The organism is Pseudoalteromonas sp. Z9A5 (genome assembly GCF_011378875.1).
Taxonomy (GTDB): Bacteria; Pseudomonadota; Gammaproteobacteria; order Enterobacterales; family Alteromonadaceae; genus Pseudoalteromonas.
Map to the genome: position 1 here is coordinate 66457 of NZ_WTLC01000021.1, position 19997 is coordinate 86453.

Below are 19997 nucleotides of genomic sequence, written 5' to 3' on the forward strand. Positions count from 1 at the left end.
AAAACAGAAATTTACTCAACAATATTATTTAAATTTATCTCTCTGGCTTTTTTAACGCAGGAATAGGACCGTAATTACGTTGTTCTCCCACAAATATAGCTGCAGGTGCAGGATAAGATACAGGACCATTTGGAGAATCGACTGTGATCCGACGTAAATGAGGATGATTTGATAGTCCGCCCATATCATTTACTGAAGCAAAAGCGACATCAGCATTATCGAGTAAAACTTCTGCTTCATCTTTAGATAAAGTTGCAAATCGAGCAGCTACAATTCCGTCTGTTTGCTCTCTAATGCCGACACGATCCACATTAGTTGCAAAGCGTGAATCTTTACCAAGCGCAGCATCTCCTATAAATTCAGAGCAAAGCTTGACCCACTCTCTATCGCTTTGAATAGAGATCAAAATTTGTTGACCATCTTTAGTATCAAAAACACCGTAAGGAGAAATTGATGGGTGAGCCATACCTACACGCTTTGGCGGTTTTCCGCCTTCAAAATGAAGCAGTGGTACAGTGAGCCAATCAGCCATAACATCAAACATTGAAACTGATATTTGAGCCCCTTTACCAGTTATTCCTCGACCAATTAAAGCTTCCAAAATGGCTGCATGTGCAGCCGCCCCAGTAGCAATATCGACAACAGAAGTGCCAACACGAGCTGCCTGATCTGGTCCGCCAGTAATAGAACAAAGACCTGACTCTGCTTGAATTAAAAGATCATAAGCTTTTCGATGTGCCATTGGCCCTTCTTCACCATAGCCACTAATAGAACAAACAATAAGTTTAGGATAATCACGTTTAAGCATCTCGAAATCGAAGCCTAACCTGGCTAATGAACCTGGTTTAAGATTTTGAACAAGAACATCAGCTTCAGATAAAAGATTCGTTAGATCGTCTTTTCCTTCAGGAGTAGTTAGATCAACAGTGAACGTGTCTTTACCCCGGTTAAGCCAAACAAAATAGCTGCTCTGTCCCGCTGCAACAGTGTCATATCCGCGAGCAAAATCTCCAGCTGGTCGTTCAATTTTTATAACCTGGGCGCCAGCATCGGCAAGGCGAGAAGTAGCAAAAGGAGCTGCAACAGCTTGCTCTATAGCTAATACTTTTAGACCTGCCAGTGGAAGGTTCGATTCTTTAGGGTTTTCCTGCGCGTTGAATTTCATATCAATAGTTCTCTAATTAAATTTTATGGGCGTCAGCTTGAACTTCGGGAATAGCTGCACGAAAACTATCAAGTTCTAAGCATGCCGCCTCTATCCGACAAATCGTTGGAAAGGGAGACAGATCGACATCAAAGCGGCGGGCATTATATACCTGAGGTACTAATAACACGTCTGCTAGAGTCGGTGTGTCACCATGGCAAAATTTTCCAGTTTTAGTAGAACAAGTTAATAGTTTTTCAAGTGCAGGAAAGCCTTTTTCAATAGTGTTGCGATACCAAATAACTTTATTTTCTGGATCAACCTTCATGTCGTTAATTAGATAATTTAGAACATTAAGGTTATTAACTGGATGGATATCGCAAGCAATTACTTGAGATAATGCTCGTACTCGAGCTCTATCTACTGGCTCACAGGGAAGTAGTGGTGGCTCTGGGTAGGTTTCATCTAAGTATTCTAGGATAGCTAAAGATTGAATTAAGATGGTTCCATCATCTAACTCCATTGAAGGTACCTGCCTTTGAGGGTTTATTTTTGCATAGCTTTGTTTAAGTTGTTCACCGCCATCTCTAAGTAAATGAACAGGAACACTTTTATAAGGCAGACCTTTTAAGCTAAGACCAATGCGCACGCGATAAGCAGCAGACGAACGCCAATATGTATATAGTTTCACAGATTATCTCCCCTATTTTCTTGTGATTTGTTCAGATGAATGCAATTTTATACCTTCAGCATTCAAGCGAACTTTTTCCATTAGCCGGATTAATGTTTCACGCTCATCCTGCGATAAACCGTCAAGTGCCTGTTTTTCTACATCACGAACAATTGGGATCAACTCGGTCATCGCCTTTTTTCCTTTAGGCGTTAAATTCAAGAGTACCGATCTGCGATCTGTTGGGTCTTCGTGTCGCTCTAAATATTTACGTTTTTCAAGGTCTGCAACCCCCCTAGAAACATTAACCTTAGCCATACTAGAATATTTAACGACATCTTTTGCCGTTACGTGTTTATGCTCATTAAGCACAACTAAAACTCGCCATTCGTGAACAGAAAGTCCATGGGATGTAGCATATGCTTCTCGGACCTTACTGCTTATAGATGTGTAGTAAACTCTTACCTGATAAGGAAAAAAATCACTAAAAATGAATTCTTTTATTGGTTTGCTCATTACAATACTGTCTCTCGTTATTTATTAAAGACCTTGACCATATAGCCTAATGTTATTCAACTAACCGGCTGTACATAGATAATCTCGACCTTAAACAATTGGAGTTTGTTTCATATGGAACTAGTTTAGTTGAGATTAAATAAATTGCAACAAACAATGAAACATAAATAAAAATCATATTTAAAAGCATGTTATGCATAAGAATCTATAATTTAAACATTGTTAATATATTAAAAAATAAAAAACGCAATGCTAAACAATTGACATAGTTCCAAATGTATCTAATAATTGTTTTCTATTTATATCCTTATTTGATGACGAATAGTCAGTGCCTAGACCAACGAGTAATAACAGGACATATAGAAGGCTCAAGAAACTCGATGTAGTTAAGTAGTAGATGATCGAATCGGAATATAAAACCAAGCGAGATCCCAACACACCTGTGGGATGCGTGATAAATAATTAAGCTTATAAAAGGAATCGACACATGAAACTAGCAACATTAAAAAACGATACACGAGATGGTCAACTAGTTGTCGTCTCTCGTGATTTAAGTCAGTGCATTACAGTACCTAATATAGCCAGTTCGCTACAGCAAGCACTTGATAATTGGAGTACAACATCACCATTACTTAATACTGTTTACCTTGCTCTAAATAATGGTAGTTTAGAGTCTCAACCTTTTAACCAGTCTGCTTGTACTGCGCCACTACCTCGCGCTTATCAATGGGCTGATGGCTCGGCTTATGTAAACCACGTTGAGTTAGTCCGTAAAGCACGAAATGCTGTATTGCCAGAAAGCTTCTGGACAGAACCTCTAATTTACCAAGGGGGGTCTGACGTATTTCTTGCACCCCACGATGATATTCCACTAGAGGATGAGTCTTGGGGGATGGATCTCGAAGGTGAAATTGCTGTTATTACTGACGATGTAAAAATGGGAACCAAGCCTGAAGACGCTGCAGATAAAATCAAGTTAGTGATGTTAGTTAATGATGTAACGTTACGTAACGAAGTTCCTGCAGAACTCGCTAAAGGGTTTGGTTTTTATCAAGCCAAACCTTTCGGTACATTTTCACCTGTTGCAGTAACGCCTGATGAGCTGGGTGATGCATGGCATGGAGGAAAGCTCCATTTACCGCTACTTGTTACCATTAATGGGGAGTTATTTGGTAAGGCTAACGCAGGCGTAGATATGACCTTTAATTTTTCGACCATTATATCTCATGCCGCTAAAACACGTCCTTTAGGTGCTGGGACTATTGTTGGATCAGGTACTGTATCTAACAAACAAAATGGTGGTCCTGGTAAACCTGTTCCAGAAGGTGGATTAGGTTATTCTTGTTTAGGCGAGATACGTATGATTGAAACAATTCAGTATGGTAAACCAAGTACACCTTTCCTACAGTTTGGCGATCATGTGTGTATAGAAATGAATGATGCAAAAGGTAGTTCAATCTTTGGATCTATCAAGCAGACAGTTGTTAAGTTTAAATCAAATAACTAAAAAAATTCAATCCAGCCCATCACAGGCTGGATAGCGTTTGGAGTTATCTCATAAGAAAAAAGAGTGACTAAAGTACAATAACTCTGAAACTTTAACCTTTTAAACCTAAAAGTTTGCGATATTTACTTATAAACAAATCTTTACCTTTGATAACACTCGTTACCCAATTTCCAAAGGTTGCAATAACAAGAAATGAATTACCTTTATTTGGACCTAGTGGCAAAAATAAAGGTGCTTTTCCTGCGGCCCAAGGGGAGTAAGGTTTAATTTGATTTAGGGCCTTTCCTTTCACTTGTTCTTTTAGCATTTTGGTAAGCCATCGTACTTGTCGACTAACAGCAACAATCGTCATAGCATCTGTGTTATTTGCAACATCACCTGCAGCAAATACATTATCAAATGTAGATGGACGTAAGTAACTATCGACCTTAACACGATCCGATTTATCTTTTGTAATGTTAGGTAACCCGTTAAGTACAACTGAAGCAGCACGTGAACCTACCGTAGGAATGATCAGATCTGCTATCAGTGTATTACCGTCAGACAAACTAAGGGTACCAGAATAAGGAGTGGTTAAGCTTTCAAGATTGTTCACTCTCACACCTAACTTTACATCAACACCAGCGTCATTAAGTTTTGAGGCAAGGGAAGCTCCAAACTTAGGTGGCATTTGTAAAAATAGACTGGAATCACTAGAGATCAACGTAACGTTTTTCTCTGACATTGCATAACTAATTTCACCAGCTAACTCTGTTCCAACAGTACCGGCACCGACAATAGCAACAGACGATGCTGCTTTTAATTTATCATGTAACCCCTTGACGACAGAACAAAAGTCATCGATATTATCACCTGCAGGTTTGAAAGCGTCTCCATTAGTAGATCCCGTTGCAATGACTATAAAGTCGGCCGCAATGTGTGTGTCATCCATTAACGTGACACCATTTTCATCTACGCTAGTCACTTTTCCTTTTATTACTTTCCCTTTTGATAGGAGTAAGTCATAAGGCATTAATGCGCGATCTAATAACGAAGGGTCTACAATGGCACGTATCATTGCTGGCGCATGAACGAAGGATTTGCGTTGCTCTATAAGTGTAACGTCAAGATCATTATCTAACGCTTTAGCTAATTCAACGCCTAAATAGCCGCCACCGACTATTACAAGTTTCTTTCTCATTTTAAGACCTATTACTTTTTTGGATAAACAATTTCATGTAAACCTTCTGATAGATAGGTTTGGGTAACGCCATTTCGAGTTACTATAAGCTCTTCTTTTGCTATGTAACGATAAGCATCTTCTCCAGGAAGGAACTCCCCTGGTTCAATCATTACTAAAGCTATAAGGTCTATATTGGCGATATAACTTAAATCACCTTTTGAACCTTTAAGCGTCAAACTTTTTGAGAATGTATAACCCATGATATCTTCAGTCATGATGTCATTAATGACAGCTGTGGCTTTTACATTCTCTGGATCTGTCATCGATTCAGAAGGAGATATTATAAGATTTTTACTGTCAGTGACCAATGCGCCAGACTGAAGTATATTATCTTCAAAATCCATAATTACAGAGTAGTCGATAGAAATATCAGATGAATGCACTTTCCCCCAGTACCAATTTTTCACCCTACCCGCTAGACTTTTTTCCCCCCAATTATGATCGTGATAACCTGTTCCTTTTACTTTTGTTGTTTTACCATTTTTATAAAGTTCGCCTTCGATATGACCAGAAGGAACAGCAACTGTCCAAGGCATTGGTGTGTCGGTTCCTTCGGATGTGTACGGGTGATTACCTTTATTTAAGGTTAACTTTGCACCATAGCCGTCAATCATTGTATAAAGTTCGTAATGATCGCCACAGTCTTTGCAGTATTCTTCTTTACCAAATGTTACATCACACTTTATATCGCTAGTTGATACGTCTGTCTCCGTGTATTTCTTTATTTTAGATATTTCAGATTGGCCCCTCGGATAAATATTTAATCTAACAGAAGGTTGTCTAGGTTTTAGCCGTGTGTCATTTAAGGAGAACATTACAACCAGGAAGTCACCATTCTCAAAATGGGCATCAAAGTACCACCACTCAAAATGTTCTTCTCTATTGGTGACAGGAAAATCAATATGAGTTGCATCTGCTTTAACGTAATTAAGTGTTTTATTAACCATTTAAAAACCTCTTAAATGTGTAGTGTTGAGTATATTCCATAGCCGTTTAGTAAAATATTATTTTTACATGCTTATGAAACAGACCGCAATATATGCGGCCTTGTCATTTTTATCTAAAACTTAGACTGTGGTCGGTACACTAGATCAGCCTCATTGAGTTGACGATTTACCCAATCTCGCCTTTCTTTGGTAATTTTCTTATCAAGCTTTTCAGCATAAGCTGGATTGTTCAACCGACGTGTACCTCGAATATAATTCTTTGGTCCTGTTACGATCAAATAAACAAGCCCCCAAAATTTCGCTTTAGGAAGCTCTGCAACCTCATGTGTTTCGGGTGAAACAAAAAATGCAGTCATCGCTATGTTTGACTTGTATTCCCACCAACGCTTAAATCTCTCAAGACCTTTAAGTTCTTTAGGCGGTTCAAAACAATCCATAAAGGATTTACACAAGCGAATACCATCCGGATCATCCGACGCTTCTGACGAAAGCATCAAGTGATACAAAATTTTCTGCCCCTCCTTGATCGTTGTAGGGAATGGAATATCATAGCTGTAACCCATCACATGTGACACATAGCGCCACAAGTGCATCATTGCTTCGATTTCTTCATCGGTTACTTTTCGACCCAACATACGACTGGCTTTACCCAAAACTAAAGCGGAAATAATTGGTGCAGCCAGTAAACCTGCTTGGTTAATCGGCATGCCGAACTCTTCAGGGTCCCACTTTTCGCTACTAAACACCGCACGACGGATAAGTGTATGCAGCAAGCGCACACGAAGTGCTGTTTTCCAGCCTTCCCCAAATTTTTTCATGCCGCCCACTTCAGAAATTTCAGTCCAGAAGTTACAGGTTAACAAGAAACGTTTATATGCAGTATCATCTGAATATTGTCCTGTGGACATTAATGTACGTGAAATGTTACGAACGCGGTAACCGTCTAATGTAGCAATACCTTGAAATTGAAAACCATAAGAACCATAACCACGATAAGTTTTTGCACCGAGCTCTATCTTGTCCCAATCTAGCCATTCTGGATCTTCAGAGACCTCTTCCCAAATAGCTTTCAATTCAGGAGATGGGCTTTCAACGGCATCAATGCCACCCGTCAAAATTTGGTTGATTACTTCATGCGGGTTCTCGCCGTCACGACGAATTTTAAGAATAGCAGCATCCGACAACGGGTCCCCAGACCAGTTCGACATGCTCATTTTTTTCGCGAATTCAGGATCATATTCAGGGATTTCCTTAAACAAAAGCTTCATGAGTTTGTCTACATTTTTCCGACCAGGATTCTCTTCAAACGGATATACAACCATGTCACTAGGAGGCGCTGTTCGCCCCTCTGCTATTGTTAACATTGCTTGGTCTATTGCAAGCTCTGCAGCAAGATCTTTTTCATCAAGTAATTTCATTAGTGTTGTTCTCCGATGCGAGCGATAACCGATTTTGATTCTAAATAACCACCAAGTCCTTCAGTGCCTAAATCACGTCCAACACCAGATTGACGGAAGCCTCCAGTTGGTACGCCTGCAGGGGGGAAAGCTGCACTATTTATAAACACCGTACCAACGCGCAAGTCACGTGCCGTTCGTTGAAGAGTCGCGTGGTTTGAACCGAAAATGGTTGCACACAAACCATAGTCAGATGCATTAGCTGCCTCGATGACTTCGTTGATATCATCAAAAGTTTCGATAGTCATTACAGGACCAAAAATTTCTTCTGTAAGTAACGCACTATTTTTAGGGAGATCGGTGATAATAGTGGGTTTAATAAAATAACCATCACTTTCAATTGCCTTTCCTCCGACTAGAACTCGACCTTCTTTTTCGCCAAGTTTAATGTAGTTCATTACACGTTCAAATTGGGTTGCAGAGCACATAGGGCCAATCATATTACCATCTTGTAATGCATTACCTTGTGGTAAGTTTTCTGTAAACGCAATACAAGCTTTAGCCAATTTTTCAGCAATAGAGGTATGAGCAATAACCTTAGAGCCAGATACGCAGATCTGACCTGAGTTGGCAAATGTCGCCATGCAAATCATCGGAACTATAGGTTCAAGATCCGCATCACCCATAACAATTACTGGATTTTTTCCGCCTAGTTCTAAACTTAGGCGCACCATTCTATTTGATGCTTTTTCGTGAATGTGTTTACCGATAGAAGTTGAGCCAGTAAAGGCAAATTTGTCTATGTTTGGGTTATCTAATATAGCTTCTCCAACTACTGGACCTTCACCCGTTACCACATTAAATACACCTGCAGGAAAACCAACCTGTCGCACAAGTTCTGCAAGACGGAGTACAACTAATGAGGCGTCTTCAGCAGGTTTCATAACTACAGTACAACCTGCAGCAAGTGCTGGCGCTAACTTCCAGCTCGCTATCATTAATGGAGCATTCCAAGGAATAATGGCACCAACAACACCTACTGGCTCTTTTGTTGTGTAACTAAAGTAATCACCTTCGTGCATATCAGGATCAATATCGATTGTTTCACCCTTAATCTTTGTTGGGAAACCCGCAAAATAACGAAAGGTTTGAACGGTTTTCAACACTTCAAAACCAAGGGCAAGGTGGCGAGGTAGACCTAAATCTGCAGCGATAAGATCAGCAAGTGTTTCACTGTCTTCTTCAATCGCGTCTGCTAGTTTGTTCAGCAGCTTCTCACGATCTTGAGGGCTACATTTACGCCATGGAGAGCCAATAGCAAAAGCGCTTTTGGCCGCCGCACAAGCCCTATCTACGTCTTGCGCTGTTGCGCGAACTGTTTGACCGATGACCGTTGCAGTCGATGGATCAATGACATCAGTCGTTTGATCACTGTTACTGGCTGTCCATTGTCCATTGATAAATAGCCCAGGGTTACTCTCAATGAAATGACGAGATGTGTCGCTGATTAAATCTAGAGCTGATTGCATTACTTTTCTATTCATTATTACTCCCCACAATGCCGTGAAGTGACATTTTCAATAATTGTGTGTGTTGTGTAGTGTGTGTTGTGTGTTTTTGTTAATTCAAACCTTAACGTAAATAATATATTACAAAGTGTAATGTAAACGCAAGATATATTACAACTTGTAACGTATCTAGGATTTAATCAAAAGAGATAAGTAAATTTCATCCGAAAGCACCTCTCTTATATAACGTTCAACACAAATCGGCTTATATTGGGGTCTATTTAACGACAAGAAAATTGAGTTAGCGCTAGGCAAAAATATTTGCATCTCGTTGTTATCACTCATTGCTCCTGCATTACTCTACTTTCAGCACACATAACGTCGTAAATAAAAAAGTGTGTTCAATTATTTATGCATGTTGGCATAAATGAAGTTATTTCCAGATCATTTGATTAAAGTGAAACATTGCGAGGTTTAGAGAAATGTATGTTTATCTTTGAATATAAGCACGATCATATACTCGTCGGAATATAGTCTATATTAAACAAAAATAGTTTATGGACATCACTTGAGAATTTTTAAAATATCGTTGAAATAAAAATTAGTCATTTTTATTTCGTTTGAAAAGACTTGAAGTTATCAACACCAAGGTGAATAAGTTGTGCGACATTGAATGACGTTGTTTCGATATCCCAAGGATTATTTTTTTGTAAAAAACTTTGCAAAACACCATCTAATGCAGCGGTAGTAAAAGTAGCAATAAACTGCATATCATTATCACCAAGAGAGTGACCATAAGACTCTTTGAGTAAACTTACCGCCCTTTTTCGACCGCGCTCTTGCAATAATAATTTCGTTTTTAACCCTGCGTGACCGCGTAAAGCTAAGTGTAAAAGATGATTTTCTGGATCTATACTATCAAAAACAATGCGAAAGTATCCGGCGAGAAGATTTACACTAGGCTCCATCTTATACTGACTCACTTGCTCAATTTTAACATCTAGTTGATCTTGCCATTCCTTCACCGCTTCATCCAATATTGCCTGTCGCCCTGTATAATTACGATAAAACGTTGGACGTGAAACGCCTGCTTTTAGCGCTATTTCTTCAATAGAAAGTTCATCTAAAGACTTTGTTTCTAATAACGTTGCGAGCGCTTGCTCGATCTTTTTTCTACTTTTTATTTGTCTTGCGTCCAAAATAAAACGATCTCTATTTAACTTTAATATCAGGTTAAGGACCAAAGTAAAACATTATTATGATGATTATTTACGTATTCTACTTTGAATAAATTGGAAATTAGATTGTGATAACGTCTCTAATATATCACATTATTTTTGTTAAATTTGGGCTAGATTCTAAAAGCTATAGCAAAATATGAGTATATTCATAAGGGTTATCTAAAATCATTAAGGTAAGTAATACGTAGCGTAAACATCTTCATCTTATAGGTTTTACATTAAATGTTGGTTTGGTTATTTATCATCTCTTTTTTGACTATTTGAAAAAAATGACACAAAATCCCGAATACTAGCTTACACCGCACATAGCGAGAAATTATTCTTTCTCAAGATCGATTATAATCTACTTTGGCTTGCTATAAATAATGTATACCAAAAGGAAATATTTTGACGTTAACTGAACAAGCTATTGAAAAACTGCGTGAGGTCATTTTAATTGGAGTCCTTGCTGATGGAGCGTCTATTACAGAGAGGCAGATCAGTGATCTTCTAAGTATGTCTCGCACGCCTGTGCGTGCTGCAATGCAAGCATTAGCAAACGAAGGGTTGCTGGAGTACGAATCACAACGAGGTTATCGGGTTCGCACGATTAATCTTGAGACTATTTTTGATGCATTTAAAGTGCGAAGTGCTTTAGAAGGGCTCGCCTGCCAAATAGTGTGCGAAACAGGCTTGTCAGATGAAACCACAGCAATACTGAAAAGTTGTATTGAAAAAGGAAGAATGTTACTTGAAGGTGCGGGAGAGGGATTTCAGCATAACGAATGGCGAAATATGAATGAGCTATTTCATCAAACTATTGTTGATGCTGCTAATAACGACACCCTTAGTAGCTCTTTGGCAAAAGTAGTTATGATGCCGATGCTCTCATTTAAAGTGATTGCCACTACGTTGACTAGCCCAAATATGACTCTATTGGAAGGCTCGCAGCGCGATCATGAACAAATTTTAGATAGCCTGCAAGCTGGTCAATCAACTCGAGCATCTAATCGTATGCAAGAGCATATTCTCGTGGCTGCGGATTTAATTTCGAAAGATGCTAGAAAGCAACTATTAGTGGTTAATAAAATATCACCAAGCATTTAACATTGGCAGTTTTATAAAAATAGATAAAAAAATATTATTCCTGTACTCCTTAAACATAAGGAATACAGGGTTTATATACTATGATGTTATGTATTGCCGTGCATGAAATCGTCAACATCAGGTGCACGTTTCGTCTTCGACCACTCTTCTAACATTGGTCCTGCTCTTTGGTTTAACTTTAAGACCATTTCTGGTGTTGTTGTGTCTGCAACTAACTCCATTCGGTGCCCATTCGGATCAAAGAAATATATAGACTGGCAAATTTTGTGATCAGTAGGCCCAACCACCTTGATGCCCCCGTCTTGCAAGCGATTTTTATAGGCTAAAAGAGTTTCCATGTCCGCAACGCGAAGTGCTAAATGCTGTACCCAATCAGGTGTGTTCTTATCCATCTGCATATCTGGTGATTCCGGCAATTCGAAAAATGCTAAAAATGAACCATCCTCCATCTTTAAAAAAATATGAATATGAGGGGACCATTCGCCTGTTGATGGCACCTTATTTTCTGCAACGGAGATAGTTAGATTAAGGTCCATGTATTTTTTATAGAATTCAGTTGTTTCTTTAGCATCGCGACAACGATAGGCAACATGGTGCAAGCCATATACGGTCATATTATTCTCCTGTTATATATTTAAATTATTGATCTAATAAATTTACTCGTCATTTTTAGAACCAAAGCCTGGTAATAAATTAAAGCGTTTTAAAATAGTTTTATTCTTTTCTCATTTACTCAATTTTATCTTTTAATACTTTGCCTGTAATAGTTCAGGGTTGTTTGCATGAGCAATTCAAAAATGTATTCCTTCTAGTCTTTCTTTTCCCTTATCTTTTTATGCTTCCTTCCCATCAACATTAAGAAAAAAATAATTTTTGGATCTCTTATTTGAGATGAACAGACGTATTCTGATGATAAATTAACCTTTCTGGTATACATTTTACTAGCAAAACCTATTTATGTATGTATATTAAACTAAAATGTATACCAAAGCATTTAAAATAATAATTATTTCTAATAGACCATGGGGAGCAGAACAATATGTTTAATAATAAAAACTTTAAAAATAAATTGAGTAAAAAAGTATTAGCAAGCACCGTAGTAATGTCCATCATTAGTAGTAATGCGTTAGCGGGAGCCATTGACTTTAGTGGAATGCCTATCACTAAACTATTTGAAGAAGGAACTTTTATTGAAGCTACATATAGCCAAATTTCAGTCGATTTTTCAGGAACGGATATAGCAGGTATAGATACAGGGCAGCTAACGGATGACATTAAAGTTTATTCATTTACCTATAAGCAAGATATAAACGAAAAACTATCGTTTGCATTAATAAAAGATACGCCTTTTTATAATGAGACCACTTATGGTGAAGGTTTTTTTGCGGGGGTAAAAAATGAAGTACAAGTTGATAGTATTACTGGTCTATTGAGATATAAACTTAGCGAGAATTGGGCGGTACATGGCGGAATAAGTGGACATAAAAAAGATGCAACAACGTATGCACCTGCTACGTTAGTTGAAGGTGGATATACGCTAGAAACTAAAGGTAATGTCAGCTTTGGTTATGTAGCTGGAGCAACATATGAAATTCCGCAGTATCATGTACTTGTTGGACTCACGTACTTTTCTGACGTTGACCAAGAGTTAGATGCTACAGAAAATGGCGTGGAAACAGGGAAGTTTGATGTTACGACTCCTGAATCAGTTAATCTCGACTTTCGCTTTCCTGTGAGTACAGAAAACTTGGTTTTCGGTACTGTAAGATGGACGAATTGGGATGGTTATGAAGTAAAACCACCAAGCGGTTTTCCTATTGCAAATATTTCAGAAGACTCATATAAATATAGCTTAGGTGCTTTACATCTATTTACGGAACGGTGGGTTGGATTCGTACGTGGTGGTTATGAATCCGGACCAAACGAGGAACAAACGCTTAATGGCTTTTATGGCAATATAAAGCAATTTGGAATTGGCACATCTTATACACAAGATAAGGTAAAGGTTACTGGGTTCGTAAATCGTATCACTACTGAAGCAAGAACAGGTATTATAGGGGCATTTGATGATGGTTCTGTAACAGCATTATCACTCTCCATTCAGTATAACTTTTAAGGGTGAGACTAGGAGCTGCTGATCTTTCAAATTAGCAGCTAAATCATTGAATGCGCCAGTACTGCCTTGATCTCAAATTACAATTTTAATTCATCGCATATGCTACTATTGCACGAAAATGTTTTAACCTTGCAAACGCATTTTCAACTAAAACCAAAAGAGTCCCCCACTAGAAAATTTTGGTCAAGCAGGCAACTGTGTTTTCTTGAACTTTTTTATTCAAAAACCAAGTGTTCTTATTATTTAAAGTCAATTTAAACTCAATTTAAATATGACTACGCACCTAGTTAGACAGTATAATTAAGCATCATTGATGATTAATTAAGACCCTTGGCTTTCACCTCATTCATCGTTTAGTGCCAATGTCAGTAACGTCAACTTTTGCTACTTTTAACCATTTGATCATACATAGGTTAAACCTCCCCCGCCATCACACCATAACTTAAATTTTTACGCAGACGAAAATAGCGTTGCCTGAGCGCTGTGCCCATGGGGTTATTTTGTCGTAGTCATGTTCAAACACGTGGATTTCGAAGTACGGTTTTAAGGCTTCTTTAAGCTCGGTATAACTAAAAGCAACCATTGGATGCTCGTCGTGCCATACGAGTGTGTTGTCTGCGGTGGTTTTTTCTATGTTGAGTTTTAATAGCTGTTTATTGCCTGTGCCACTGTAGTGCCAGCCAGAGCGAAATGTGAATAAGCTATTTTCACTTGTTGCGGTATGCTCTACAAATGAATCGCTGTCGATTTTATTTTTATCAACGGCGTTAAAGCAAAATATTCCACCTGTGTTTAATGCACTGTGTACGCTAGCAAGGCATTCTTTTAACTTATCAATACCGTCGCAGTAATGCAGTGAATACAAAAAACAGGTAATTAAATCCAAGTGCTCAGTGACTTTAAATTCACTCATGTTTTGCAACGAAAATTGCGCTTCTGGGCAGCGAATTTTTGCTTTATCAAGCATTGGTTGGTTTAAATCAAGGCCACTACTTTGGTAACCGTTATCTATAAAATGACGTACATGCGGGCCGGTGCCACACGCTAAATCGAGGTGGGTGTTTCCGCTATTACCAAAAATTTGGTGCAGCCTGTGAATAGAATTACTTTGGGCTTGATAATCTATATCTGCGCACATTAAGTCGTAGTAATCAGAGAGGTCGGTGTAAAGCGCGTTTGCGGACATATAAGCCTAGTAGTTTGTAGTAGCGTGTTTTGAGTCGCGCATAATAAACTAGTTATGGCTATTAACGAAGAAGATATGAACTTTGGGGTAGATGTAGTTTAAGGCTACAAAATTTAGGATTGACGGATGGCGCTTCAGCTATACAGCCTACCTATTTCAATATCATGGAAAGTTGTTAAGAACGGTGTGTGATTGAAGGTACGTTGGGTTTCGCTACGCTCTACCCAACCTACGTACTATAACTTTATGCAAAGTGGGTATTAATTAATACCTAAATACTTGTGAACTTGTATTGATAGGCGCCAGTTTTTAGCAATGCAGGTGTCGATTGCTAATTTGGTGGCTGATACTTTTTGGCTAATTGGCTGTAAGTAAACAAGCTTTGGATTAACACCTGTTTTAGCAAATAACGCTTCGAGCTCTTCTACGTGTTTTTGCATAGCAACGGGGTGTTTAATTTCGTTTGCGCGCTTCATAGCGCTGGTAAGTACTTCATAACCGCCACGCATATTAATTTTTGGCGATACCGTTACCCACGTTTGCTCTGGGGCAAGTATTTCAAATGTACCACTGGTTTCTATTTGCGTGCTAAAGCCGTTCTCGTGTAATAAGTTACACACTGGGTTTAAATCGAACATACATGGTTCGCCGCCAGTTATTACAACGTGCTTAGCTGTGTAACCTCGCGATTGAAATAATGCGAGTACTTGCTCGGCGCTTGCCGTTGCCCAATGATCTGAGTCAGCCTTTTTTTCTACGGTTTCGTCGAGCGATACTTTATATACGTTATCTACATCCCACGTTTGCTTGGTGTCGCACCAAGAACATCCTACAGGGCAGCCTTGTAGTCGTAAAAATATTGAGGGTGTGCCAGTAAAACTTGCTTCACCTTGAATGGTTTCAAACACTTCATTAATTTTGTACAAAAGAGATCTCACTTACTACCTAGCAGCAAAATTGCTACTATAAAAACCCAAAAAGCGCTGTGCAAAAATTGTTATTTAAGCTGCGGGCGTGTAGTATATCGCGCCCTGATATAAACCTCTATTAAAACTAAGAGCAAAACAGATATGACGCAAAAAGTAGTTGTTATTTATTCCGGCGGTATGGACTCATTTACCGTATTAAATAAAGCCCTGCAACAAGGCCATGATGTATATGCCCTATCATTTGACTATGGTCAGCGTCATGTAAAAGAGCTTAAAGTGGCAGCAAGTGTGTGCGAAAAACTAAACGTGCCGCACAAAATTGTAGATATTTCGGCAATTAATCAGCTTATTGGTGGCTCGTCACTTACCGATGATATTGACGTACCTGAAGGCCATTACGAAGAAGAAAGCATGAAAAGTACGATTGTGCCTAATCGTAATATGATCTTACTCTCTTTAGCGGTAGGTTACGCGGTATCACTTAAAGCAAGCCAAGTTTATTACGGTGCTCATTCTGGGGATCATGCTATTTACCCTGATTGCCGTCCTGAATTTGTGCAAAAAATGGATGATGTTTGCCGTATTGCAAACTACGACGCGGTAGAAATTTTTAGCCCGTACTTAAATAATACTAAAATTGGTATTTTAACCGACGGTATGGAAATGGGTTTAGACTACAGCCAAACATGGACTTGCTACAATGGTCGTGAAAAAGCCTGTGGTAAATGTGGTGCTTGCCAAGAACGTCTTGAAGCATTTGCATTAAACAATATTACAGACCCGTTAGAATACGAATAGGCGCTATTTAGGTAATATTACCAACACTATTTGTATAAAATATAAAGGCTATCGTTGATAGCCTTTTTTATGCACGCTCTTCTGGCATCTAAATAAACATTTTTTATTTAATTTTTCCTGTCCTAACTTAATCAGCTTAATTGCATGTTTTCTATCATGCTCAAATTTACTGTTTTCAAAAACATATTGTGAATGCTCAAGAACGGCAAACCAATTTTCTTGTGCTTTATATAAATAAGTCAATTTTTCATGAATACTGTTTTTATTACATGTAATTCTATCTAGGCAATTTGTATATTGCTTGCACTTAAAAATCATCAATAGCAGATAACTTGCTAAAACTTGAATCATCACAGGTCCAATAGTCTTTTTTGCCATTTTTTTGTATGGTTACTGATCTTTCCTCTGTAACCATATCAAACTCTTCACTATAGTAATCGCTTACTACGACTCCACCATTAGCTTGTGTAAAAGTCATACTATGCTCTGTTACCAAAAAACGGTGATAACTCGACTTAGTTACATCATTAAGTCGGATAGAGTTGGTGAGGTTGGTTCCTTCAACATTAAACGTCTCCAACTTAAATGTTCCATTCATTTTACTAACAACAATTTCAATTGGCTTAGGTGCATCTGCTTGGCATTTAAATATAACCCCTAACTCACTTTGAGTTGCATTACACGGTGCAATAAAAAATAAGAGAAAGCTCAAAAAAACCAAAAAAAAGTTATTTTTTATCATATTTGAATCAGCTTAAATAAGAGGAGTTATAAATTAGTGACGTTTTTTATCGCACTTAAAATAGATAGTTTATTATTGTCGTTAAATTGCGCACGTATACATATTTTATTAATTATAAAAGTAAGCGTGTTATTTATTGCTGAATGTTCATCGTCAGCACTTAAAGGCTCTTCAACAACGTTATATTCTTTGTATTTATTTTTAACGTCATCAGGGGTCGAACTTTTATTTAAAGAAATAACATCAAGTGCACACGGTGTAATATCGGCATCATCATCGCCATCAAAATGAAAAAACAGGCACTCGGCCATTCTTTCTTCAAAAGTAACAGACATGCCTTTTTCTGGCATCACTACAGAGGCTTTATTAAACTTATGATTGTAACGATACTCAGGGTTTTCGTTAAACAAATCACGGCATAACCCCATCGCATTATTACTAAAATTAGAGCCAAGTACTTGCTCAATCACGTCAAAATCAATCATTATAAATATTCCTTTAAATTATTGGTTTTAATATAAGCATAATAAGTAAACATAAAGCACTCACGGTTTAAATGAATGCTTTATGCCGGTGTATATTTGCAATACTAAGTAATTAAAACTGCTTAATTAACGTATAAGGTGCATCGGCGGTTAGTCGTGTTAGCACATAGCCATAAGAAGAGGAGTAACTACCACGTTCAACTGCATTTGCCATATGCAGAACTATGTCCTCAATACCATCTTGGTTATAATCGCCCTTCGCCATTATTGTTAATCTTTGAATACCGCCACTGTTATCGTAATAAATAGCTTGGTCATCATTTACAGGTTCTACTTTTTTAATGTGGCTCATTTCTTCCCAGCTACTTGCTTTTGCTAAGCGGCGCTCGTCATCATTCGAAATAATTAAAGACAACTCAGGCGGCATTTTTTTGGCAATACTGCACTGTGTTTAAATGAACCTAAAAAGCTTTCTTTTTAAGACTTTAACGTCCCCATATCAGCCCACGTGGTACATATTTTATTGGTAGCTATTAACGCGACCTGATCTTTATAATTTGCTGATTTATAGCCCTCTTGCAATGCCTTAGATAAAACCTTACAACTATCAACTTTAATAGCTGGCTTACTATCTAAAACAACTTCATAGGAATAAAACCAGTTTTTACTAAATAAAGCATTAACCTGCTTCGGCGTTTCTAAAACTTCCGGTTCCATAAAATATCCGTTAGTTTTATTCTCTAAACTGTATGTTGGAGCTATTTTATTTTCTTTTATATTTGCACATGCAGTGCTCGATACAACAGTTAAAGTGAGTAATACTGTATTTTTAATCATTTTTCGCTTAAAAGTAAATTGCGGACATAAGTATTACGCTCAGCCGATACATTTCTTTTAGTTAACCCAATAGTTGCTTTATAAAGTAACGTACCTTGCATGAAACTAAATCACACACCCAACTTAACTAAACAAAAAATTAAGATGGGGGTTGATGTTATGCTGTTATAGCTCAAACCTGTCTAAGGCTTAATAAATACGCCAGATAAACTAAAATCATAAAGTGTGACCGAGTTAGTCGGCTTTTCTTCAACTAACTCATTATTCTCAACGTTAATTAATCCATCAATTATATTGATACTGCTTACATTACCACTTAAAGTAAAATTAGGTAGTTCATACAGCTCCGAACCTATAAGTTGATACCCTTTCAATACTTGTAGTTTATTACCAGCGTAATACTTAATTAACGCATAGTCATTGTCATTTTTTTCTATCAAGGTTATGTCTGGTGTATGCCCCTTTAAACGTGCCGTAATAAAAGGAACACCTTCATTAAAAGCTAAAACATAGGTATCTTGAGTAGGCAAACAAATACCCGACTTATCTTTATGAAGCAGTTTAACTTTATCAAATTTGATTGACTGCATACGCTCAGTTTTATCATTAACTTTAATCGGTTCAATTACTTTTATGCTCAAACAATCAGAAGCTATAGATACATGGCTTGTGATTAATAAGAAAACACAAGTAAAAATTTTATTTATATTCATACGTCAACTCCATATGTTTGCCAATTATGTACCTACTCTTGGACTGTACCTGTTCCTAGAGGTGTATTGTAATATTTTTTCCAATATTTGACCTGGGCATTAACATCACTTGTTCTCGGTAAAGCTGCTGGGCTCTTAAATAATGAACTCTAGCAATAGCGCATGCATAAGCATCGTTACTTTTTGTGCCAGCTCTGGTCTATAGCTCAAGTGATTTTTCCAAATATCATGATTCGTAGCAGATTCAATTTGAAAATAACTCAAAGCAGGACTTTCACCTAATTACTGTCTATATTTTCAAACGACTTTCCTGTATTACCGTGCCTAGCAACAACACTTCAGCTTGAGTTGATGCTAAGCCAATCTTTATGTGAGTTGGTTTTATTACTTTGTTCATAAACACTTTAGAATCGACCACTCCTATATTTTTAATACTTTTCCCCAGTAGCTTTTCACTGATTTTTTATGAGAGCGTTCACTTGGATCTATTTTTCCGTCTGGGCGTACCATATTTACAACTTTGCTTTAAAACAACTTAATATTGGCTACGGTTTTAGAGTTTTCAAGGCGTGAGCCTAAACGCCTGTCTACTTTTAATTTTTGAGTGGCTGCTATAAAGGAGAGAAGTGAATTTAAAGCGGTTTGTACTGCTTTTACATCGTCTGGCTTATTTGCGCCGCAATCCCTACATATTGCATTAGCTTCATTGCAGGCATCGAAGTATCCTTTTCTTTAGTGTTATGTTGTTTAAGTAAAACGGTTAGTAGTAAATTAACTCCTATTATTTGAAATGGGTGCCTTTGGTATTTTCTCTAAATTCAACATAATGAAAGTAGATGTATGAAGTCAAGATTTGACCCTGAGGGATCCCCACAATTATTAATAAGCTACAAGCACTCACGGCAATCCTTATTTAATTGTTTGAGTGCTTCTGAAAAAATTTTCAGCTTTAT

General features: G+C 37.8%; 20 protein-coding genes. 4 read left to right on the forward strand and 16 right to left on the reverse strand.

The annotated features are described in order from the left end of the window. Window positions 1–34: 34 nt before the first annotated feature. From GQR56_RS12280 to GQR56_RS12290, 3 genes are read right to left on the reverse strand one after another with little or no spacing between them, the layout of a single operon-like run. The gene (locus GQR56_RS12280) at window positions 35–1165 is read right to left on the reverse strand and encodes a CaiB/BaiF CoA-transferase family protein (protein WP_166111834.1); all 1131 of its coding nucleotides are present in this window, start codon (window positions 1163–1165) and stop codon (window positions 35–37) included. Window positions 1166–1181: 16 nt separating this feature from the next. Then, window positions 1182–1835 (reverse strand): maleylacetoacetate isomerase, encoded by a 654-nt coding sequence (maiA, locus tag GQR56_RS12285; protein ID WP_166111836.1) that lies wholly within the window; start codon window positions 1833–1835, stop codon window positions 1182–1184. 12 nt (window positions 1836–1847) lie between these two features. Beyond that, window positions 1848–2330: a MarR family winged helix-turn-helix transcriptional regulator gene (locus GQR56_RS12290; RefSeq protein ID WP_166111839.1), complete on the reverse strand. Its 483-nt coding sequence runs from the start codon at window positions 2328–2330 to the stop codon at window positions 1848–1850. A gap of 487 nt (window positions 2331–2817) precedes the next feature. Here GQR56_RS12290 and GQR56_RS12295 point away from each other — a divergent pair, with 487 nt between their 5' ends. Next, window positions 2818–3837: a fumarylacetoacetate hydrolase family protein gene (locus tag GQR56_RS12295; protein ID WP_166111842.1), complete on the forward strand. Its 1020-nt coding sequence runs from the start codon at window positions 2818–2820 to the stop codon at window positions 3835–3837. Between the two features lie 91 nt (window positions 3838–3928). Here the strand turns inward: GQR56_RS12295 and GQR56_RS12300 are convergent, their stop codons facing one another. From GQR56_RS12300 to GQR56_RS12320, 5 genes are all read right to left on the reverse strand, one after another. Beyond that, a complete protein-coding gene (locus GQR56_RS12300) occupies window positions 3929–5017 on the reverse strand; it encodes an FAD-dependent oxidoreductase (protein WP_166111845.1) in 1089 nt (362 codons plus the stop codon). An 11-nt stretch (window positions 5018–5028) separates the two neighbouring features. After that, a complete protein-coding gene (locus GQR56_RS12305) occupies window positions 5029–6006 on the reverse strand; it encodes a hypothetical protein (protein ID WP_166111847.1) in 978 nt (325 codons plus the stop codon). Between the two features lie 113 nt (window positions 6007–6119). Continuing rightward, a complete protein-coding gene (locus GQR56_RS12310; RefSeq protein WP_166111850.1) occupies window positions 6120–7424 on the reverse strand; it encodes an oxygenase MpaB family protein in 1305 nt (434 codons plus the stop codon). Then, the gene (locus GQR56_RS12315; protein WP_166111853.1) at window positions 7424–8947 is read right to left on the reverse strand and encodes an aldehyde dehydrogenase family protein; all 1524 of its coding nucleotides are present in this window, start codon (window positions 8945–8947) and stop codon (window positions 7424–7426) included. Before GQR56_RS12315 ends, GQR56_RS12310 begins: the two co-directional genes overlap by 1 nt. 575 nt (window positions 8948–9522) lie before the next feature. Continuing rightward, window positions 9523–10110: a TetR/AcrR family transcriptional regulator gene (locus GQR56_RS12320; RefSeq protein WP_166111856.1), complete on the reverse strand. Its 588-nt coding sequence runs from the start codon at window positions 10108–10110 to the stop codon at window positions 9523–9525. A 429-nt stretch (window positions 10111–10539) separates the two neighbouring features. Between GQR56_RS12320 and GQR56_RS12325 the strand changes: the two genes are divergently transcribed. Then, window positions 10540–11238 carry a GntR family transcriptional regulator gene (locus GQR56_RS12325; protein WP_166111859.1) on the forward strand — a complete coding sequence of 233 codons (699 nt, stop codon included), beginning with the start codon at window positions 10540–10542 and terminating at the stop codon, window positions 11236–11238. Window positions 11239–11324: 86 nt separating this feature from the next. On the opposite strand, the gene GQR56_RS12330 is transcribed toward GQR56_RS12325, so the two are convergent. Beyond that, window positions 11325–11852, reverse strand: a complete 528-nt coding sequence (locus tag GQR56_RS12330) for a VOC family protein (protein WP_166111862.1) — start codon at window positions 11850–11852, stop codon at window positions 11325–11327. A gap of 425 nt (window positions 11853–12277) precedes the next feature. On the opposite strand from GQR56_RS12330, the gene GQR56_RS12335 reads away from it, so the two are divergent. Continuing rightward, window positions 12278–13354, forward strand: a complete 1077-nt coding sequence (locus GQR56_RS12335) for a hypothetical protein (RefSeq protein WP_166111867.1) — start codon at window positions 12278–12280, stop codon at window positions 13352–13354. 442 nt (window positions 13355–13796) lie between these two features. Here the strand turns inward: GQR56_RS12335 and GQR56_RS12340 are convergent, their stop codons facing one another. Beyond that, the gene (locus tag GQR56_RS12340) at window positions 13797–14540 is read right to left on the reverse strand and encodes a class I SAM-dependent methyltransferase (RefSeq protein ID WP_166111870.1); all 744 of its coding nucleotides are present in this window, start codon (window positions 14538–14540) and stop codon (window positions 13797–13799) included. Between the two features lie 260 nt (window positions 14541–14800). After that, window positions 14801–15466: a 7-carboxy-7-deazaguanine synthase QueE gene (gene queE / locus GQR56_RS12345; protein ID WP_166111885.1), complete on the reverse strand. Its 666-nt coding sequence runs from the start codon at window positions 15464–15466 to the stop codon at window positions 14801–14803. A gap of 144 nt (window positions 15467–15610) precedes the next feature. On the opposite strand from queE, the gene queC reads away from it, so the two are divergent. Further along, entirely contained in the window at window positions 15611–16267 is a 657-nt protein-coding gene (queC, locus tag GQR56_RS12350) for a 7-cyano-7-deazaguanine synthase QueC (protein ID WP_166111873.1), read from the forward strand. Window positions 16268–16574: 307 nt separating this feature from the next. Here the strand turns inward: queC and GQR56_RS12355 are convergent, their stop codons facing one another. The 5 genes from GQR56_RS12355 to GQR56_RS12375 form a co-directional block, all read right to left on the reverse strand. Then, the gene (locus GQR56_RS12355; protein WP_024612960.1) at window positions 16575–17009 is read right to left on the reverse strand and encodes a hypothetical protein; all 435 of its coding nucleotides are present in this window, start codon (window positions 17007–17009) and stop codon (window positions 16575–16577) included. Window positions 17010–17035: 26 nt separating this feature from the next. Next, the gene (locus GQR56_RS12360) at window positions 17036–17494 is read right to left on the reverse strand and encodes a hypothetical protein (RefSeq protein ID WP_024612961.1); all 459 of its coding nucleotides are present in this window, start codon (window positions 17492–17494) and stop codon (window positions 17036–17038) included. Between the two features lie 112 nt (window positions 17495–17606). Beyond that, window positions 17607–17921: a hypothetical protein gene (locus GQR56_RS12365; protein ID WP_024612962.1), complete on the reverse strand. Its 315-nt coding sequence runs from the start codon at window positions 17919–17921 to the stop codon at window positions 17607–17609. A 50-nt stretch (window positions 17922–17971) separates the two neighbouring features. Further along, on the reverse strand, window positions 17972–18331 hold the full coding sequence (locus tag GQR56_RS12370) for a hypothetical protein (RefSeq protein ID WP_024612963.1): 360 nt from the start codon (window positions 18329–18331) through the stop codon (window positions 17972–17974). Between the two features lie 182 nt (window positions 18332–18513). Continuing rightward, window positions 18514–19044, reverse strand: coding sequence for a hypothetical protein (locus GQR56_RS12375; protein WP_166111876.1), 531 nt, complete (start codon window positions 19042–19044; stop codon window positions 18514–18516). Window positions 19045–19997 lie beyond the last annotated feature (953 nt).

Coding starts and splice junctions, on each gene's coding strand:
- GQR56_RS12290 (WP_166111839.1), bottom strand. CDS start 2,330: ATGAGCAAACCAATAAAAGAATTCATTTTTAGTGATTTTTTTCCTTAT.
- GQR56_RS12305 (WP_166111847.1), bottom strand. CDS start 6,006: ATGGTTAATAAAACACTTAATTACGTTAAAGCAGATGCAACTCATATT.
- GQR56_RS12295 (WP_166111842.1), top strand. CDS start 2,818: ATGAAACTAGCAACATTAAAAAACGATACACGAGATGGTCAACTAGTT.
- GQR56_RS12360 (WP_024612961.1), bottom strand. CDS start 17,494: ATGATTGATTTTGACGTGATTGAGCAAGTACTTGGCTCTAATTTTAGT.
- GQR56_RS12365 (WP_024612962.1), bottom strand. CDS start 17,921: ATGCCGCCTGAGTTGTCTTTAATTATTTCGAATGATGACGAGCGCCGC.
- GQR56_RS12330 (WP_166111862.1), bottom strand. CDS start 11,852: ATGACCGTATATGGCTTGCACCATGTTGCCTATCGTTGTCGCGATGCT.
- GQR56_RS12370 (WP_024612963.1), bottom strand. CDS start 18,331: ATGATTAAAAATACAGTATTACTCACTTTAACTGTTGTATCGAGCACT.
- GQR56_RS12340 (WP_166111870.1), bottom strand. CDS start 14,540: ATGTCCGCAAACGCGCTTTACACCGACCTCTCTGATTACTACGACTTA.
- GQR56_RS12375 (WP_166111876.1), bottom strand. CDS start 19,044: ATGAATATAAATAAAATTTTTACTTGTGTTTTCTTATTAATCACAAGC.
- GQR56_RS12280 (WP_166111834.1), bottom strand. CDS start 1,165: ATGAAATTCAACGCGCAGGAAAACCCTAAAGAATCGAACCTTCCACTG.
- queC (WP_166111873.1), top strand. CDS start 15,611: ATGACGCAAAAAGTAGTTGTTATTTATTCCGGCGGTATGGACTCATTT.
- GQR56_RS12315 (WP_166111853.1), bottom strand. CDS start 8,947: ATGAATAGAAAAGTAATGCAATCAGCTCTAGATTTAATCAGCGACACA.
- GQR56_RS12355 (WP_024612960.1), bottom strand. CDS start 17,009: ATGATAAAAAATAACTTTTTTTTGGTTTTTTTGAGCTTTCTCTTATTT.
- GQR56_RS12300 (WP_166111845.1), bottom strand. CDS start 5,017: ATGAGAAAGAAACTTGTAATAGTCGGTGGCGGCTATTTAGGCGTTGAA.
- GQR56_RS12335 (WP_166111867.1), top strand. CDS start 12,278: ATGTTTAATAATAAAAACTTTAAAAATAAATTGAGTAAAAAAGTATTA.
- GQR56_RS12310 (WP_166111850.1), bottom strand. CDS start 7,424: ATGAAATTACTTGATGAAAAAGATCTTGCTGCAGAGCTTGCAATAGAC.